We start from the raw sequence: 16028 nt of genomic DNA on the forward strand, positions 1-16028 counted from the left end.
CATCCCACCCCGTAGGAGCGCGCCTGAGCGCGACGAAGCTTTCCTCAGGAGAGCCCCGGTCGCGCCCGGGTGCGCTCCTACGGGCGTGATTGCGTCCGGGTGATGCCGGGTTGCGCAGCTGCATGTCGGCACGCGCCTAAGCGCGGCGAGTGCGCTAAGCGGGTTTCGGCCCCACCGCGCGCGAGGCGACGATACCCAGCTCGTAGAGCAGGCACATCGGGATGGCCAGCATCAGCTGCGAGACCACGTCCGGCGGGGTGAGCACCGCGGCCAGGATGAAGATGCCGACGATGGCATAGCCGCGGCCTTCGCTCAGCTGCTTGGGGCTGACCCAGCCCAGCAGCACCAGGATCACCAACGCCACCGGCAGCTCAAAGCTCGCGCCGAAGGCGAAGAAGATCGCCAGCACGAAATCCAGGTAGGAATTAGCGTCCGGAGTAATGGCGATCACGTCCGGCTTGAACGTGGTCAAAAAGTGGAACACCGCCGGCAACACCAGAAAATACGCGAACGCGCAGCCGATGTAGAACAGCGCCACTGCCGAGGCCAGCAACGGGAATGCGAGTTTCTTTTCGCGCTGGTACAGGCCCGGCGCCACGAAGGCCCAGGCCTGGTACAGCAGCCACGGCACGCTGACGAACACCGCCACGAAGAAGGTCAGCTTGAGCGGTGCGAAGAACGCGCCGGCCGGGTTCATCGCGATCATCGTCTGCCCCAGCGGCAGCTGCGAAATCAGCGGCGCGGCCAGCCACGAATAGATCGCACGCGAGAACGGCAGCAATGCCAGCAGTACCACGCCCAGGCCGATCAGGGCGCGCACCAGGCGCGCGCGCAATTCGACCAGATGCTCGATCAGACTGCTTTCGGCCTGTGCGTCGTCGAACAGGCTCACGGCTGTTTCTCCTGGATCTTGCGTGGCTCGGTCGGCTCGCTCGGCGCTTTCAGCGTGCTCGGCTCCAGCGGCGTGGCGGTGGCCGGCGTCTGCGCCTGCGCGCCGGTGCTGCTGAGATGCGCGGCATGCGGCGCCGGCACCACGGTGTCGTGCGGGGCCGGTACCAAGGTTTGATGGGGCGCCGGCGCAATCGGCTGGGCCTGGGCAATGACCGGTGCGGCCTCATGGTCGGCCGCATCCGCAGCGCCCGCTGCCGACGTGGCAGTTGCCCCGACCGACAGATCCGCATGCGCCAGCTCCAGCGGTGTCGCCACCGGTGTGGCCGGGCTGCGGATATCGATATCGCGCCCCACCTCGTCGTGCAGCGCGCGGGCGCCCTGCTCCAGGTGCTGCTGCTTGGTGCGCAGCTGGTCTTCGGCTTCGCGCAGAGAGGCCTGCACATCCTGCAGGCTGCGCTTGAGCTCTTCGGCTTCCAGCTCGCGCTCCAGCTCCTGCTTGACCGAATCCCACTGCATGCGCGCGCGGCGCACCCACAGTCCGGCAAACCGGGCCGCCTTGGGCAGGCGCTCGGGACCGAGCACCACCAGGGCGACGATCGCAATCAGCGTCAGTTCGCCAACACCTATGTCAAACACCGACGCCGCTCCGGATCAACGCGCGTCGCGATCGCGCTCGGCCTGCGCCTCACGTGTTTGCTCGGCCGTGCGGGTGTCGTCACCGAGCTTGCCGGCCGGCTTGTCGTCGTCGTGCATGCCTTTCTTGAATTCCTTGACCGCGCTGCCGAGATCCTTGGCACCGCTGGTGAGCCGCTTGGTACCGAACACCAGCAACACGATCACCAGCACGATCAGCCAGTGCCAAATGCTGAAACCGCCCATGATCTGCTCGCTTGCTGAAGAAGAAGGAAGACGCAGGATACCCCAGCGCACCGCGCAGGGGGATGACAGCCTGTCAGCGGTTGCCGTCCAGCGATTCGGTACGGATTTCGCCATCGGACACCGGCTGGAAGCCCTGCTGCGGCGGTGGCGTCGTGCTGGGCTGCATCGGCACGGTGCTGGCCTCGTTCACCGCTGGCGGCGGCGTGGTGGTCGCCGGTGCCGGCGGCGGCGTTGCCGGACGCGGCGCGCTGGCCCCGTCGTCGGCGCTGCCATCGGTACCGCGATTGGCGCGTGCGGTGTAGGTCGCCTCTTCCAGGCGGTCGCGGAAGGCGATCACGTCGGTGGAGGCACGCTCGTTGGTGCGGCCTTCGAAGATCATGCGCGGGGTGGCGCCGCCACCGTAGGCGTTGAGGTCGGCGGCATCGTCGATCTGCAGCACCGCGCCGTCCAGCGCCACGCCGGCGAACAGGCCACGGGCGCGCGACCACGACCAGATTTCGGCCTTGAGCTGGCCGTCGGTGGCGGCGGCGGCATTGCGGCCGACCGGGCCGGCGGCCACGCCGGCATCGGCACCGAGGGTGAACTTGCCGTTGACGATGTTGTCCAGGCTGCGGTCGTTGCGGAACACCAGCACCACGTCGGAGGACTGCACGCCGGCCTGGAAGCCGATGCTGCCGCCGGTGAGCTTGACGAACACCGGCTGCGACCAGCTGCCGTCGGCATTCTTCATCGACATCAGGCCGTGCCCGCGCCGGCCGCCGATCACCAGCCCGGCCTTGAGCGTGTCGGGGATGACCACGATGGCGCGCGCCTCGTCGAGCAGCTTGTCCGGGATCGCCTGCTCGGGGATCTTCATGATCTCGTTGAGCACGCGCACCGCATTACGCGCGCGCTGGTCCTCTTCCGGGCCGGCGACGGCATGGCCGGCGGCGAAGGTCAGCGACAACAACAGGGCCAGGCGCGACAGACGAGGCATGACAAGCTCCAAAGGACAATCCGTCAAAGATAGCAATGGCGCGACGTTAGTGGTGGCGCAATGAATCGGTGGTGAGCGCAACCGGGGGGCAGAGGCGGTCAATGGCGGCGATCGATGCGCTGTCCTCGGCAGCACCGCTGCGCTCTGCCAGAATGGTGCGCATGAACACCACCCCCGATACCGCCCTGCTGGTCGTCAATCTCGGCACCCCCGAGTCGCCCACCGCCCCGGCCGTGCGCCGCTACCTGGCCGAGTTCCTCAGCGACCGCCGCGTGGTCGCGATCCCGCCGCTGTTCTGGAAGCCGCTGCTGTACGGGGTGATCCTGCCGATCCGCGGGCCCAAGTCGGCCGAGAAATACGCCAAGGTCTGGCTGCCGGACGGCTCGCCGCTGGCGGTGTACACGCGCCGCCTGGCCGAGGGCCTGAAAGAGGTCATGCCGGACTGGCACGTGGAGTGGGCCATGCGCTATGGCGCCCCGGCGCTGCGCAAGACGCTGGATGGCCTGCGCGCGCGCGGCATCAGGCGCATCGTGGTGCTGCCGCTGTATCCGCAGTATTCCACCACCACCACCGCCTCGATCCAGGACGTGATCGATGCCTGGCGCCCGAGCGCGCCGGAGATCGCGGTGGAGGTGATCCAGGACTATTGCGAAGACGCCGGCTGGGTCACGGCGATCGCCGATTCGATCCGTGCGCACTGGCAGGCGCATGGGCGCAGCGAGAAGCTGATGTTCTCCTTCCACGGCCTGCCGCAGCGCGTGGCCAATGCCGGCGACCCGTATCCGCAGCAATGCGAGCGCAGCGCGCAGGCCATCGTCACCGCGCTCGGCCTGGGCGCGGACGAATGGCAGATGGGCTACCAGTCGCGCTTCGGTTCGGAACGCTGGCTGCAGCCGTACGCCGAGCCGACCTTGTGGAAACTGGCCGAAGGCGGCGTGCGCAGCTTCGACCTGGTCTGCCCGGGCTTTGCCACCGACTGCCTGGAAACCCTGGAAGAAGTGGCGCTGGGCTTTGCCGAAACGCTGGCCGAACGCGGCGCCACGCTCAGCTATATCCCCTGCCTCAACGCCAGCCCGGCGCATGCGCAGGCACTGGCCGCAGTGGCGCGACGCGCGTGAGGTTGGAGCCGTTTGCGTGCGACCTGGCGATCGGCCGGGTCACCGGGCTGCGCAACCCCGAACGTGGCCCGCGCCGGGTGCTGGCCCTGCATGGCTGGCTCGACAATGCCGCCAGCTTCCTGCCGCTGAGCGCGCATCTGCACGCGCAGGAGCTGGATCTGGTGTTGCTGGATCTGCCCGGCCACGGCCATAGCGCGTGGTTGCCCACCGGCGCCGAATACACGCTCAGCAGCGCAATCGCGATCCTGCTGCAGGTAGCCGATGCGCTGGGGTGGGAGCGCTTCAGCGTGCTCGGCCACTCGCTGGGCGGCGGCGTCGCCAGCTTGCTCGCGGCCGCGGCGCCGGAGCGCATCGAGGCCTTGATCGCGATCGAGGCCTTGGGTGCGCTGGCCGAGCCGGTCGAGAGCACCGCCACCCGCCTGCGCGTTGCGGTGGCGTCGGCACGCACGCTGGCGCAGCGGCCGTTGCGGGTGTTTCCGTCGATGGAGATGCCGGTGCGCGCACGCATGATGGCCAACCAGCTCACCGAACCGGCCGCGCGGCTGCTGGTGGAGCGCGGGGTCTGCGCGGTCGAAGGCGGCTACAGCTGGTGCAGCGACCCGCGCCTGACCTTGCCCACCGCCATCCGCATGACCGAAGCGCAGATCGACGTGCTGCTGGCCTCCATCGCCTGCCCGACCCAGGCCATCTTCGCCACGCCGGCGCAGGTGTACTTCCCCGATGCCCTGCGCGATCACCGCGTGGCACTGATGCGCGATGCACGCCTGCATCTATTGCCGGGCACGCATCATGTGCACATGGAAGCGCCGGACGCGGTGGCGGCGGTGATCAATGGATTCCTGGCGTCGTTGCCGCCGCCGCACACGTGATGCGTGGAATGCGTGCATGCGTCCTGCGCGATGCCATGGCGCTGACGTTCGTGCTTGCTGCCTTGCATGCGACAGCAGACCTCAGTGCCAGCAGGCATCGTCAGCGGCGCACGGCATCCTGGCACCGTTGAGCTAGCGCAATGGGCCATCCAGACCCGCTTGTCGCCGCGATCGAATCCTTCGAGCAGTGGAGTTTGCCAGGGACGTTCCTGGAGACGGTGCACGCGTCGCCGCAACTGAATCCGGACGATCGCCGGCGCCTGGATGAGGTCTGGTCGGTGGCCTGCGACGCCGACCATTGGGGACCGGCACGCGAGCTGCAGGCCGGCATCGCGGCCATCGAGTGTGCCCTGACCAGGCGCTTTGCGTGGCTGTCGCCGCTGGCCTGCCGGCACCTTGCGCGCGCCGCGTCTTACCAATGGCGCTAGCGCAGCCGCGTGGCGCTATGTCGCTTCGCTAGCCGCGTCATCGCGCAGCAGCTCTCCGAAAGCCAGAAGCGCATTGGCGCCCCGACTTCGCGCCTTGATCGTTGCAGGAGCGTCGCCACAGCGACGGCAACTGCATCGCGACGACCTGGCTCACTCCACCTGCAACAACCGCCGCAGCTGCGCCTTGAGCTGGCGGCCATGCTCGTGGAAATAGCTGCGTTCGTCGCGCCAGGCGGGGAAGCGTTGTTCCACCTCGGCCCAGAACGCCGGCGAGTGGTTGGCCTGCAGCAGGTGGCAGAGCTCGTGCACCAGCACGTATTCGAACGCGGACGGGCGGCCGAGCACCAGCGCCAGATCCAGCGCCATCGAGCCATCCGGCGCCAGCGAGCCCCACTGCGAGGACATCACCTTCAGCCGCACTCGTGCCGGGGCACGCGGCAGGCCGGGCAGATAGCTCGGCAACCAACGGCCGACATCGGCGCGCGCCTGCGCTTCGTAGAATTCCTTCAGCGTGCGGCGCAAACCTGCATCGCCCAGCCGGGTCGGCACATGGAACTGCGCGCCGTCATCGGTGACCTCGATGCGTGCGTAGCGCCCGTCGTGCCAGCTCAGCGGCAACAGGGCACCGCGTAACGGCAGCAGCCCCGGCACGCCACGCTCCAGCGCCGGAAACGCATCGACCTGCTGATAACGCGACAATTGCGTGCTCAGCCAGTCCAGATGCGCCTGCAGAAAGCGTTCGCCGGCCACCAGGCTTGCGCGCAGTGGCAAGGTCAGCCGCGCGCCGCGTTCGTCCACACTGAGCTTGATGCGCCGCGCACGCGGGTCGCGCACGCGCAGCACCGCGATCTCGCGCCCGTCCAGCTGCAGGCGCAGGCAATCGCGTTCGACAACCTGCGGGGCGGGCGCGATAAGGCGGCGGACGGGCTTGAACATGGGCACAGGATAGCGCTGCGATGTGTCAGGTGGTGAGACAAAGCGATTGATGCATTCGATGTTGGCACGACTTCTTTGAGCGACTGGCAAACGACGCTGCCCATCGCCAGGTGCGCGCAGCCGGCGTCGCTAGATCTGCGGCCTGGCTGCAGGGCTACTGCCCGCCCAGCACGGCCGAGTCTCTGTGCTTTGGGCGTCGTACTGGATAGCGCGAATGGAACAGTTGCAGAGTGGCTGATCGGCGACTTGGCTGCAGGGCCCTTGCCCGCCCACCATCGCGGGACACGCCGCAAGTACGTCCTTGTAGGCTCTTACGCGGCATCCGTGCCGCGTAAGGTCCCGCGACGGTAGGCGGGCAAGGACCAATCGAGATGCTAGGTACGCATGTTTGCAAGCAGGGCATGACCTGCGCTGATCGGATCACTGTGCGTCGACCAGCTTCTCCCCCTTTTGCATGCCGAGCGGTGGATAGGCTTTCAGCACGCAACCTGCAAACTTTCCACTGCCTGGCGCAGCGCAAGCCAGGAAACACGCTTTCAAGAAATCAAGCGGCCAACTGTCTGATGCGGTGTCCTTGCCGGTTGCGGGCCGCTCGGCGGCATGGATGCCGCCAAGGAGGCTCCACGAACGGATGCACGGCGTGTCCCGCGAGCGGTGATGGCACCGCGCACTCCACTCACCGGGCGTTTGACTCGAGCATCGATCGCGACGACACCACGCCACCGCTCGACCGTTGCGCTTACTCGGCCTTGCTCAGCTTCAACGCGGTTTCCAGCAGCAGGAACAGGCGCCGGATTTCGGCGCTCATCAGCGCGAAGCGGGCGTCGAGTTCGGCGCGTGCGCCGTCGTCTTCGCTGTGTTCGAGCTGGTCCAGTGCGCCATCGAGGAACTTGAGCTTGCGGATCACCAGATCGTCGCCGAGCACGAACGACAGATTGTCGTCCAGCACCAGCGCCAGCTTGGTGACCTGCTTGCCGGCTTCCAGATGCTTGTCGATCTCGTCGCCGCGCAGTTCCTGGTGCTGGCACTTGACCACCGCGCCGCCTTCGATCGGGTCCTTCATCTCGCACTCTTCGCCCAGGCTCAGGCCTTCGGGCAAGGGTTCGCCGGCGATCCAGCCGGTGAGGATGGCGCGCGGTGCGACCTCGGCATTCAACGGCAGTGCCGGGAAGCTGCCGAGTGCGCCGCGGATCTCGCTCATCACGTTCTCGCCGCTCTTGCGGCTGGAGCTGTTGACCGCGATGTAGCCGTGCTGCAGATCCAGGATGGCATCGGTGCGCGAGCTCTTGACGAAGGCGCGCGGCAACAGCTCATGGATCAGGTCGTCCTTCAGGCGCTTGCGCGCCTTGCCACCGGGGCGACGGCCTTCCTTCTCTTCGATCTCGGCGACCTTGCGCTCGAGCAGGTCGTTGACCACCGCGCCGGGCAGGATCTTGTCCTCGCCACCGACGGTGAGCCAGAGGAAATCTTCCAGACGGTGCGAGAGCACTTCCTGCTCGTCGCGGCCGAACGGGGAGATGAAACCGCGCGAGCTCATTTCCAGCGGGCCGACCGGCTTGAGCTGCACTTGCGGCAACAGCGTGTCGATCTCGGAGAAATCAAGCGTGGTCGGGAAACGGAACAGGGTGAGATTACGAAAGAACATGCGTCGGACCGAAGAGGAGGAAGAAACGGGGAGGGTGGAAAGACTGCCGGCGCCGCGATGGCCGCGTCAGTCGCTGTCGTGTGCGCTGTCGCCGGCGGCGAGCCAGGCGCTGGAATCGGGATCAGGATCGGGCGGTGCTGTATCGCCATTGCGGCCCAGCGCCAGGAAATCGAACAGGGTGCGGTCGGCCAGTTGCTCGGGCCGCACATCGCCCAGCGCGCGGGCGATCTGCTCGACCCGCCCGGGCTGCTCGCGGTCCCACTGCTGCAGCATCCGCCCGACCTGTTGGCGCTGCAGGTTTTCCTGGCTGCCGCACAGGTTGCACGGAATGATCGGGAACTGGCGCGCCTGCGCGTAGGCGGCGATATCGGCTTCGCGCACGTAGGCCAGCGGGCGGATCACCACATGCGCGCCGTCGTCGCTGCGCAGCTTGGGTGCCATCGCCGCGAGCCGGGCGTGGTGGAACAGATTCATGAAGAACGTGGCCACGATGTCGTCGCGATGGTGGCCGAGCGCGATCTTGGTCACGCCATGCGCCTGCGCGTAGGCATACAGCGCGCCGCGCCGCAGCCGCGAGCACAACGAACACATGGTCTTGCCGGCCGGAATCACCCGGCTGACCACCGAATAGGTGTCCTGCTCGACGATGTCGAACGGCACGTCCAGCCCGCGCAGGTAAGTGGGCAGCACCTGCGCGGGGAAGTCGGGCTGCTTCTGGTCCAGATTGACCGCCACCAGGGTGAACGGCACCGGTGCCTTGCGCTGCAACTGCAGCAGCATGTCCAGCAAGGTGTAGCTGTCCTTGCCGCCGGACAGGCAGACCATGACCTTGTCGCCGGGGGCGATCATGCCGAAGTCGGCAATCGCCTGGCCCACCTGGCGCTGCAGGCGTTTGCCCAGGCGCAGCTGCTCACGCTGCAACCGCTGGCGCGGGTCGCGCGGCGCGGGGTCGGCCAGGGGTTGCGGCAGCGGCAGGACAGCGGTCATAAGCCGGCCATTGTAGCTGCCCGGCGCGCGGCGGGCCGGCGCCGCGCGTACGCGGCTGAACGGGCGGTCAGCCGCTTGCGGGCGCGGTGTCCGGCGCTGGTTTGGCGGTGCCGGGGCGCTAGCGAGCCGATCACCGCTGGAGGTGTGCCGCAGGTGCTCGGGGCAGCGCACATCTCGCAGCGCAGCAAGCCTTTCGGCGCCGGGCTGGGTAAAGTCGGGCAGACCGCTTCACTCGGGATCGGCATGGCATCTTCAGCTTCGCTCCATCGCGCGGCTTTTTTCGGTCGCGATTGTGGTAGCGCTAACATTCTGCGCGGCGTGGGTCAGGCCCCGTGCCGGCGTCCGTCCCCGGCGCTGCTTGAGAGTGCGCGCCGGTGGCGGCGGTGACGGCCTGCATGCGCGATCGCTGCGCTGCGTGGCTGGTCACTCGCATGCGACACCTTTCCCTTCTCCCCTCGCCTCTCTGCAGGAGTTCCACCCCATGAGCAACACCGTCTACATCGGCGCCAAGGAATATTTCCCCGGTATCGGCAAGATCGGCTTCGAAGGCCGCGACTCGGACAACCCGCTGGCGTTCAAGGTCTACGACGCCAACAAGCAGGTCGGCGACAAGACCATGGCCGAGCATCTGCGCTTTGCCGTGGCCTACTGGCACAGCTTCTGCGGCAACGGCGCCGATCCGTTCGGCCCGGGCACGCGCGCGTACCCGTGGGATATCGGCAACACCGCGTTGAATCGCGCCGAAGCCAGGGCCGATGCCGCGTTCGAGTTCTTCACCAAGCTCGGCGTGCCGTACTACTGCTTCCACGACGTGGATCTGTCGCCCGATGCCGACGACATCGGCGAGTACCAGAGCAACCTCAAGCACATGGTCGGCATTGCCAAGCAGCGCCAGGCCGACACCGGCGTCAAGCTGTTGTGGGGCACCGCCAACCTGTTCTCGCACCCGCGTTACATGAATGGTGCGTCGACCAACCCGGACTTCAATGTCGTCGCGCGTGCGGCGGTGCAGGTCAAGGCCGCCATCGATGCCACCGTCGAGCTGGGCGGCGAGAACTACGTGTTCTGGGGCGGCCGCGAAGGCTATGCCTGCCTGCACAACACCCAGATGAAGCGCGAGCAGGACAATATGGCGCGCTTTTTGACCCTGGCACGCGACTACGGCCGCGCGATCGGCTTCACTGGCAACTTCCTGATCGAGCCCAAGCCGATGGAGCCGATGAAGCACCAGTACGACTTCGACAGCGCCACGGTGATCGGCTTCCTGCGTCAGCACGGCCTGGACCAGGACTTCAAGCTGAACATCGAAGCCAACCACGCCACGCTGTCGGGCCACAGCTTCGAGCACGACCTGCAGGTGGCATCCGATGCCGGCCTGCTCGGCAGCATCGATGCCAACCGCGGCAACCCGCAGAACGGCTGGGATACCGACCAGTTCCCGACCGACCTGTACGACACCGTCGGCGCGATGCTGGTGGTGCTGCGTCAGGGCGGGCTGGCACCGGGCGGGCTGAACTTCGATGCCAAGGTGCGCCGCGAGTCGTCCGACCCGCAGGATCTGTTCCTGGCGCATATCGGCGGCATGGACGCGTTCGCACGCGGGCTGGAAGTGGCCAATGCGCTGCTGACCTCCTCGCCGCTGGAGCAGTGGCGCGCCGAGCGCTACGCCAGCTTCGACAGCGGTGCGGGCGCGGACTTCGCCAACGGCAGCAGCACGCTGGTGGATCTGGCCAAGTACGCCGCCGGCAACGAACCCAAGCAGCTCAGCGGCCGTCAGGAAGCCTACGAGAACCTGATCAACCAGTATCTGACGCGTTGATGTTGTGCCGGTGGTCGCCTGCACGCGCAGGCGACCACCGGCGGCCTGCGCGCAGAACCGCGTGCAGCGTCATGGCTGTTCCGTTGCATCCGGCACCGCCGGTGCGGCCACCGAATCCCGCTTGACCAGCAGGTGCGCGACCACATGATCGACCATCTTCGCCGTGCGCTCCTTGGCGCGAATCGTCTTCAACAGGATGTCCAGCGCAGCGTCGGCCATGGCGGCGATGGGCTGCTGCACGGTGGTGAGTTCGGGCCATACCGCAGTGGCGGCGGAGGTGTCGTCGAAGCCGACCACCGACAGATCGCGCGGCACATCCAGCCCGCGTCGATGCGCGACCGAGATCGCGGCGGCGGCCATATCGTCGTTGCTGGCGAAGATGGCGCTGGGGCGGCGTTTGCGCGCCAGCAGTTTTTCCGCAGCGACCAGGCCGGATTTGTAGGTGTAGTCGCCCGGTTGCACCAGATGCCGGTCCAGCCGCAGGCCCGCATCGGCCAGCGCGGCCTGGAACCCCTCGAAGCGACGCGTGCTGGCAGACAGGTTGGGATGCCCGGCGATGTAACCGATACGCGTGTGGCCCTGCGCGATCAGATGCTCGGTGATTTCCTTGGCGGCGGCGAATTCGTCGATGCGCACGCAGGCCACATCCGGGCTGAAATGGTTGGAGGCGATCGCCACCACCGGCACCTTGGCGCGCACCAGTTCCAGTACCGCGGCCTTGGATTCGCACAGCGGCGGCGGCAGGATCACGCCGGCCACGCCCTTGGCGAGCTTGCGTGCGGCACGGCGTTCGGCGTCGGCATCCAGGTCGTCCCAGCAATCGATCACCAGCTGGATCGGCGTGCGCGAGGCAACCCGCAACACGCCCAGCAGCAACTCACGCAGGTAGGCGCCGCTGGGATCGCTGTAGATCAACGCAATGCGCGTGCTCTGCGCGGCGGCCAGGGCACTGGCCGCCAGGTTGGGCGTGTAGCCCAGCTTGTCGACCGCGCGCAGCACGCGTGCACGGGTGGCATCGCGCACGCTGCCGTTGTTGTTGACCACGCGCGAGACCGTCATCGGCGAGACCTTCGCCAGCGCCGCCACCTCGTCGATGGTGGTCGCGCGGCTGGTGCGGCGGACCGATTTCCTGACCTTCTCCAAGCGTGGCCTCTTCAAGTGGGTGGCGAACCTGCACGATGCACACAACCCGCTGCAGTAACGCAAGCGCCGACTGCGTGCATGACGATGCGACGCATGGTACCGGGAAGCAGGCAGAGCGGCGATACGCCGCGGCGTGCGGTGATGTCGCTGGAGCATGCCGCATGAGCGCGCGTGCAATGCGGCGCTGCGGCGCGTATTGCGCTGCGTTGACGCAGCCGTGGTGGCTGGCGCTGACGTTGCTGTGCGGATTGATGCTGGCCAGTGCCGGCGCGCGGGCCGAGGATGGCTACGATTTATGGTTGCGCTACCACCCGCTGGCCGACGCGGCGCAGTTGCGTGGCAGCGCAAGCGAGTTGATCGTCGCCGGCGACTCGCCGACGTTGCAGGCTGCACGTGAGGAATTGCAGCGTGGACTGTCGGGCCTGCTTGGTGCTGCGCCGCAGTCGTCCGCCAATGTCACGCGCGATGGGGCGATCTTGCTGGGCGCGGCGGCTGCGCCGCAGATCGCGGCATTGCAGCTGCAGACCACCGGCCTGGGCCGCGAGGGCTATCTGATCCGCAGTGTCAGCGTGGACGGGCATCGCACCATCGCCATCGTCGGCGGCAGCGATGTCGGCGCGCTGTATGGGGCGTTCCACTTCCTGCGCCTGTTGCAGACCGGCCAGTCGCTGGCCGCGCTGGACCTGCGCGAATCGCCGCGCTTGCAGCTGCGCATGCTCAACCACTGGGACAACCTGGACGGGGTGGTCGAGCGCGGTTACGCCGGCGCCTCGTTATGGAACTGGCAGACCCTGCCGGGCTACCTGGATCCGCGCTACACCGACTACGCGCGCGCCAATGCATCGCTGGGCATCAACGGCAGCGTGCTCAACAACGTCAACGCCAAGGCCTGGAGCCTCACCCCACAGTACCTGGACAAGGCGGCGGCACTGGCCAAGGCGTTTCGTCCCTACGGCATTCGCGTGTTTCTCAGCGCGCGCTTCAGCGCGCCGATCGAGATCGGCGGTTTGACGACCGCCGACCCGCTGGATCCGCAGGTACAGCAGTGGTGGCGCAACAAAGCCGACGAGATCTATGCACGCATTCCGGACTTCGGCGGTTTCCTGGTCAAGGCCAACTCCGAAGGCCAGCCTGGCCCGCAGGACTACGGGCGCAGCCATGCCGATGGCGCCAATCTGCTGGCCGATGCGCTGGCGCCGCACGGCGGGGTGGTGATGTGGCGCGCGTTCGTCTATTCGCATGAGCAGCCGGACGATCGCGCCAAGCAGGCGTACAGCGAGTTCCTGCCGCTGGATGGGCAATTCCGCGACAACGTGATCGTGCAGGTCAAGAACGGGGCGATCGACTTCCAGCCGCGCGAGCCGTTCCATCCGCTGTTCGGTGCGATGCGCAAGACGCCGTTGATGCCGGAGTTCCAGATCACCAAGGAGTATCTGGGCTTTTCGACCCATCTGGCCTATCTGGGCACGCTGTTTGCCGAAACCCTGCAGGCCGACACCTATGCACGCGGCAAGGGCTCGACCGTTGCCAGAACCGTGGATGGCACGCTCTTCAACGATGCCAGACGCACGCGCCTGACCGGCATTGCCGGGGTGGCCAACATCGGTGCGGACCGCAACTGGAGCGGCTCGATCTTCGATCAGGCCAACTGGTATGCGTACGGGCGGCTGGCGTGGAACCCGCAGTTGTCGCCGCAGGCGATCGCGCAGGAGTGGGCGCGCATGACCTTCTCCAACGATGCTGACGTGGTGACGCCCATGGTCGACATGATGCTGCGCTCGCGCGAGGCAGTGGTGGACTACATGACCCCGCTCGGCCTGCATCACCTGATGGGGCGCGGCCATCACTACGGCCCGGCACCCTGGGATGCGGGCAGCGAGCGCCCGGACTGGGACCCGGTCTACTACCACCGCGCCGATCGCGACGGCATTGGCTTTGATCGCAGTGCCAGCGGCAGCAATGCGGTGGCGCAATACGCCAGGCCGGTGGCACGCGTGTTCGGCGATGTGCAGCGCGTGCCGGAGCATTACCTGCTGTGGTTCCACCATGTGCCCTGGGAGCACCGCATGGCCTCCGGGCGGCCGCTGTGGGACGAGCTGGTATGGCATTACGACCATGGCGTGGACGAGGTGCGTGCCATGCGCGCGACCTGGCAGGGCCTGGCCGGCAGGATCGATCCACCGCGTTACCGGCAGGTGGCCAGTTTCCTGGCGATCCAGCAGGACGAAGCGCAGTGGTGGCGCGATGCCAGCATCGCCTACTTCCAGCGCGTGTCCGGGCGGCCGTTGCCGGCCGGCACGGCGCCGCCTGCGCATCCGTTGGCGTATTACCAGGCGCTGAAGTTTCCGTATGCACCGGGGAATCCGAAATGAGCGCGCGCCTGTCGACGGTCATCATGGCAACGCTCTGCGCAGCACTGCTGCCGCGCCTGGCGCAGGCGGCCGATGCGCCGCTGCTGCATGCGCTGTTTCAGGAGCATGTCGTGTTGCAGCGCGATGCGCCGATCCGGGTGTGGGGCGACGCCCCCCCTGGCGCGCGCGTGAGCGTGCAACTGGATGCGCAGCAGGTGCAGGCACGCGCAGATCGGCAAGGCCACTGGGAAGCACGCCTGCCCGCGCACGCCGCGGGTGGCCCGTACAGCTTGAGCGCACGCACCAGCACGGGTGTGACGCAGCAGGTCAACGACGTGCTGATCGGCGATGTGTGGCTGTGTTCGGGCCAATCCAATATGGAATTGCAGGTGCATCGCACCCTGGATTCACGCAGCGAGATCGCCGATGCCGACAACCCGCGCATCCGCATGTTCAAGGTGCCGGCGCAGTCCAGCCCGACGCCGCAGCGCCGCTTCGGTGGCGCTGCGGCATGGCAACTCACCACGCCGGAGGCGGTGAAGGAGTTTTCTGCGGCCTGCTATTACTTCGCGCGTGAATTGCAGAAGACCGTCGATGTGCCGATGGGCCTGATCAACGCCTCCTGGGGCGGCTCGCAACTGCAGGCCTGGATCGGCGAGAAGGCACTGCGCGCTGCCGGCGACGATGGCCCGGCGCTGGATGTGCTGGCGCGTTACGCACGCGACCCGGTGGATGCCGCGCCGCATTGGGGGGCGCTGTGGGAGGCCTGGTGGCATGCGCACGGCGAAGGCGAGCCCTGGCAGGCGGATGCGCCCGGCGCCTGGCAAACCGCACCGGCGGCATTGGGCGCGTGGGACGACTGGGGAGTGCCGCAGTTGGTCGGCTTCAACGGCATGGTCTGGTACCGCACCAGCGTGGAACTGACGCCGGCGCAGGCCGCGCAGGACGCCAGCTTGTTGCTCGGGCCGGTGGACGAACTGGACCAGACCTGGGTCAACGGGCGCGGCGTGGGCAGCAGTTACGGTGCCGACCAGCCGCGTCGCTACAGCGTGCCGCGCGGGCGCCTGCATGCCGGGCGCAACAGCATCGTGCTCAATGTGCTCAACACCTATCGGCGTGGTGGGCTGCTGGGCGATGCGCAATCGCGCGCGCTGCAGTTCGCCGATGGCAGCACGCTGCCGCTGGATGCGCCCTGGCAATACCGCATCGTGCCGCCGCAACTGGGCTCGCCACCGCGCGCGCCGTGGTCGTCGGCGGCCGGGCTGACCACCTTGTACAACGGCATGATCGCCCCGCTCGGCCAGCTCGGCCTGCGTGGCGTGCTGTGGTACCAGGGCGAATCCAATGCCGGCGATGCGGTGCATTACCCGGCCTTGCTCGCTGCATGGCAACGCGATTGGCGGCAGCGCTTCGGTGCGCAGTTGCCGCTGCTGATCGTGCAACTGGCCAACTATGGCGCGCCGCCCACCCAGCCGGTCGACAGCGGCTGGGCGCAGCTGCGCGAGGCACAGCGCCGCTTCGTCGCCAACGATGCGCATGCGGGCCTGGCGGTGACGATCGACATCGGCGACCGCTACGACATCCATCCGGCCAACAAGCAGGAACTGGGCCGGCGCCTGGCGCGTGCGGCACGGCAAGTGGTGTACGGCGAGGCGCTTGCGCCCTCCGGCCCGGTGCCGCGCAGCGCGCAACGCGAGGGCGACAGCGTGCGCATCGCCTTCGACGAGGTGGACACCGCCTTGCTCAGCTATGGCGCCGATGCGCCGATCGGCTTCGAGCTGTGCGGCGCCGCGTCCAACAGCTGCCGCTATGCCGTTGCCAGCTTGCACGACCACGCCATCAGCCTGCGCGTTCCCACCGGCCTGGCCGTCACGCGCGTGCGCTACTGCTGGGCCGACAGCCCGGTATGCACCTTGTACGACCGCAGCGGCCTGCCGGCCGGCCCGTTCGAACTCCCCCTCACTGCCGCCACTTCTCCCTGAGCGA

15 protein-coding genes are annotated in these 16028 nt (G+C 67.7%); 7 read left to right on the forward strand and 8 right to left on the reverse strand.

What is annotated here, in order from left to right:
* Window positions 1-154: 154 nt before the first annotated feature.
* The 4 genes from tatC to AC1PLS_RS20425 form a co-directional block, all read right to left on the reverse strand.
* The gene (gene tatC, locus AC1PLS_RS20410) at window positions 155-892 is read right to left on the reverse strand and encodes a twin-arginine translocase subunit TatC (RefSeq protein WP_024937600.1); all 738 of its coding nucleotides are present in this window, start codon (window positions 890-892) and stop codon (window positions 155-157) included.
* Window positions 889-1527: a Sec-independent protein translocase protein TatB gene (gene tatB / locus AC1PLS_RS20415; protein WP_184435010.1), complete on the reverse strand. Its 639-nt coding sequence runs from the start codon at window positions 1525-1527 to the stop codon at window positions 889-891. The genes tatC and tatB overlap by 4 nt, the downstream gene beginning before the upstream one ends.
* 15 nt (window positions 1528-1542) lie before the next feature.
* Window positions 1543-1770: a Sec-independent protein translocase subunit TatA gene (gene tatA, locus AC1PLS_RS20420; RefSeq protein ID WP_481104521.1), complete on the reverse strand. Its 228-nt coding sequence runs from the start codon at window positions 1768-1770 to the stop codon at window positions 1543-1545.
* Between the two features lie 73 nt (window positions 1771-1843).
* Window positions 1844-2746, reverse strand: a complete 903-nt coding sequence (locus AC1PLS_RS20425; RefSeq protein ID WP_024937602.1) for a lipid-binding SYLF domain-containing protein — start codon at window positions 2744-2746, stop codon at window positions 1844-1846.
* Between the two features lie 152 nt (window positions 2747-2898).
* On the opposite strand from AC1PLS_RS20425, the gene hemH reads away from it, so the two are divergent.
* The 3 genes from hemH (at window position 2899) to AC1PLS_RS20440 (ending at window position 5161) form a co-directional block, all read left to right on the forward strand.
* On the forward strand, window positions 2899-3864 hold the full coding sequence (gene hemH, locus AC1PLS_RS20430) for a ferrochelatase (protein ID WP_065033379.1): 966 nt from the start codon (window positions 2899-2901) through the stop codon (window positions 3862-3864).
* Between the two features lie 2 nt (window positions 3865-3866).
* A complete protein-coding gene (locus AC1PLS_RS20435; protein WP_104608968.1) occupies window positions 3867-4733 on the forward strand; it encodes an alpha/beta fold hydrolase in 867 nt (288 codons plus the stop codon).
* A 140-nt stretch (window positions 4734-4873) separates the two neighbouring features.
* A complete protein-coding gene (locus AC1PLS_RS20440) occupies window positions 4874-5161 on the forward strand; it encodes a hypothetical protein (protein ID WP_065048698.1) in 288 nt (95 codons plus the stop codon).
* A 150-nt stretch (window positions 5162-5311) separates the two neighbouring features.
* Here AC1PLS_RS20440 and AC1PLS_RS20445 read toward each other — a convergent pair whose 3' ends face one another.
* The 3 genes from AC1PLS_RS20445 to ttcA form a co-directional block, all read right to left on the reverse strand.
* A complete protein-coding gene (locus tag AC1PLS_RS20445) occupies window positions 5312-6097 on the reverse strand; it encodes a YgjP family zinc-dependent metalloprotease (RefSeq protein WP_039513591.1) in 786 nt (261 codons plus the stop codon).
* 739 nt (window positions 6098-6836) lie between these two features.
* Entirely contained in the window at window positions 6837-7742 is a 906-nt protein-coding gene (locus tag AC1PLS_RS20450) for a recombination-associated protein RdgC (protein ID WP_007974628.1), read from the reverse strand.
* 66 nt (window positions 7743-7808) lie between these two features.
* On the reverse strand, window positions 7809-8729 hold the full coding sequence (ttcA, locus tag AC1PLS_RS20455; protein ID WP_184435016.1) for a tRNA 2-thiocytidine(32) synthetase TtcA: 921 nt from the start codon (window positions 8727-8729) through the stop codon (window positions 7809-7811).
* Window positions 8730-9210: 481 nt separating this feature from the next.
* Here ttcA and xylA point away from each other — a divergent pair, with 481 nt between their 5' ends.
* Complete coding sequence (xylA, locus tag AC1PLS_RS20460; RefSeq protein WP_481104003.1) at window positions 9211-10548, forward strand: xylose isomerase; 1338 nt, start codon at window positions 9211-9213, stop codon at window positions 10546-10548.
* 69 nt (window positions 10549-10617) lie between these two features.
* Here xylA and AC1PLS_RS20465 read toward each other — a convergent pair whose 3' ends face one another.
* On the reverse strand, window positions 10618-11634 hold the full coding sequence (locus AC1PLS_RS20465) for a LacI family DNA-binding transcriptional regulator (RefSeq protein ID WP_311736861.1): 1017 nt from the start codon (window positions 11632-11634) through the stop codon (window positions 10618-10620).
* On the opposite strand from AC1PLS_RS20465, the gene AC1PLS_RS20470 reads away from it, so the two are divergent.
* The 3 genes from AC1PLS_RS20470 to AC1PLS_RS20480 all read left to right on the forward strand — a co-directional run bounded on the left by AC1PLS_RS20470 (window position 11585) and on the right by AC1PLS_RS20480 (window position 16024).
* Entirely contained in the window at window positions 11585-11749 is a 165-nt protein-coding gene (locus AC1PLS_RS20470) for a hypothetical protein (RefSeq protein WP_016903660.1), read from the forward strand. The genes AC1PLS_RS20465 and AC1PLS_RS20470 overlap by 50 nt on opposite strands.
* A gap of 118 nt (window positions 11750-11867) precedes the next feature.
* Window positions 11868-14063 carry an alpha-glucuronidase family glycosyl hydrolase gene (locus AC1PLS_RS20475; RefSeq protein ID WP_184435144.1) on the forward strand — a complete coding sequence of 732 codons (2196 nt, stop codon included), beginning with the start codon at window positions 11868-11870 and terminating at the stop codon, window positions 14061-14063.
* Window positions 14060-16024, forward strand: coding sequence for a sialate O-acetylesterase (locus AC1PLS_RS20480; RefSeq protein WP_184435092.1), 1965 nt, complete (start codon window positions 14060-14062; stop codon window positions 16022-16024). Before AC1PLS_RS20475 ends, AC1PLS_RS20480 begins: the two co-directional genes overlap by 4 nt.
* The last annotated feature ends 4 nt before the right edge of the window (window positions 16025-16028 follow it).

Source organism: Xanthomonas sp. NCPPB 3218 (genome assembly GCF_056725185.1).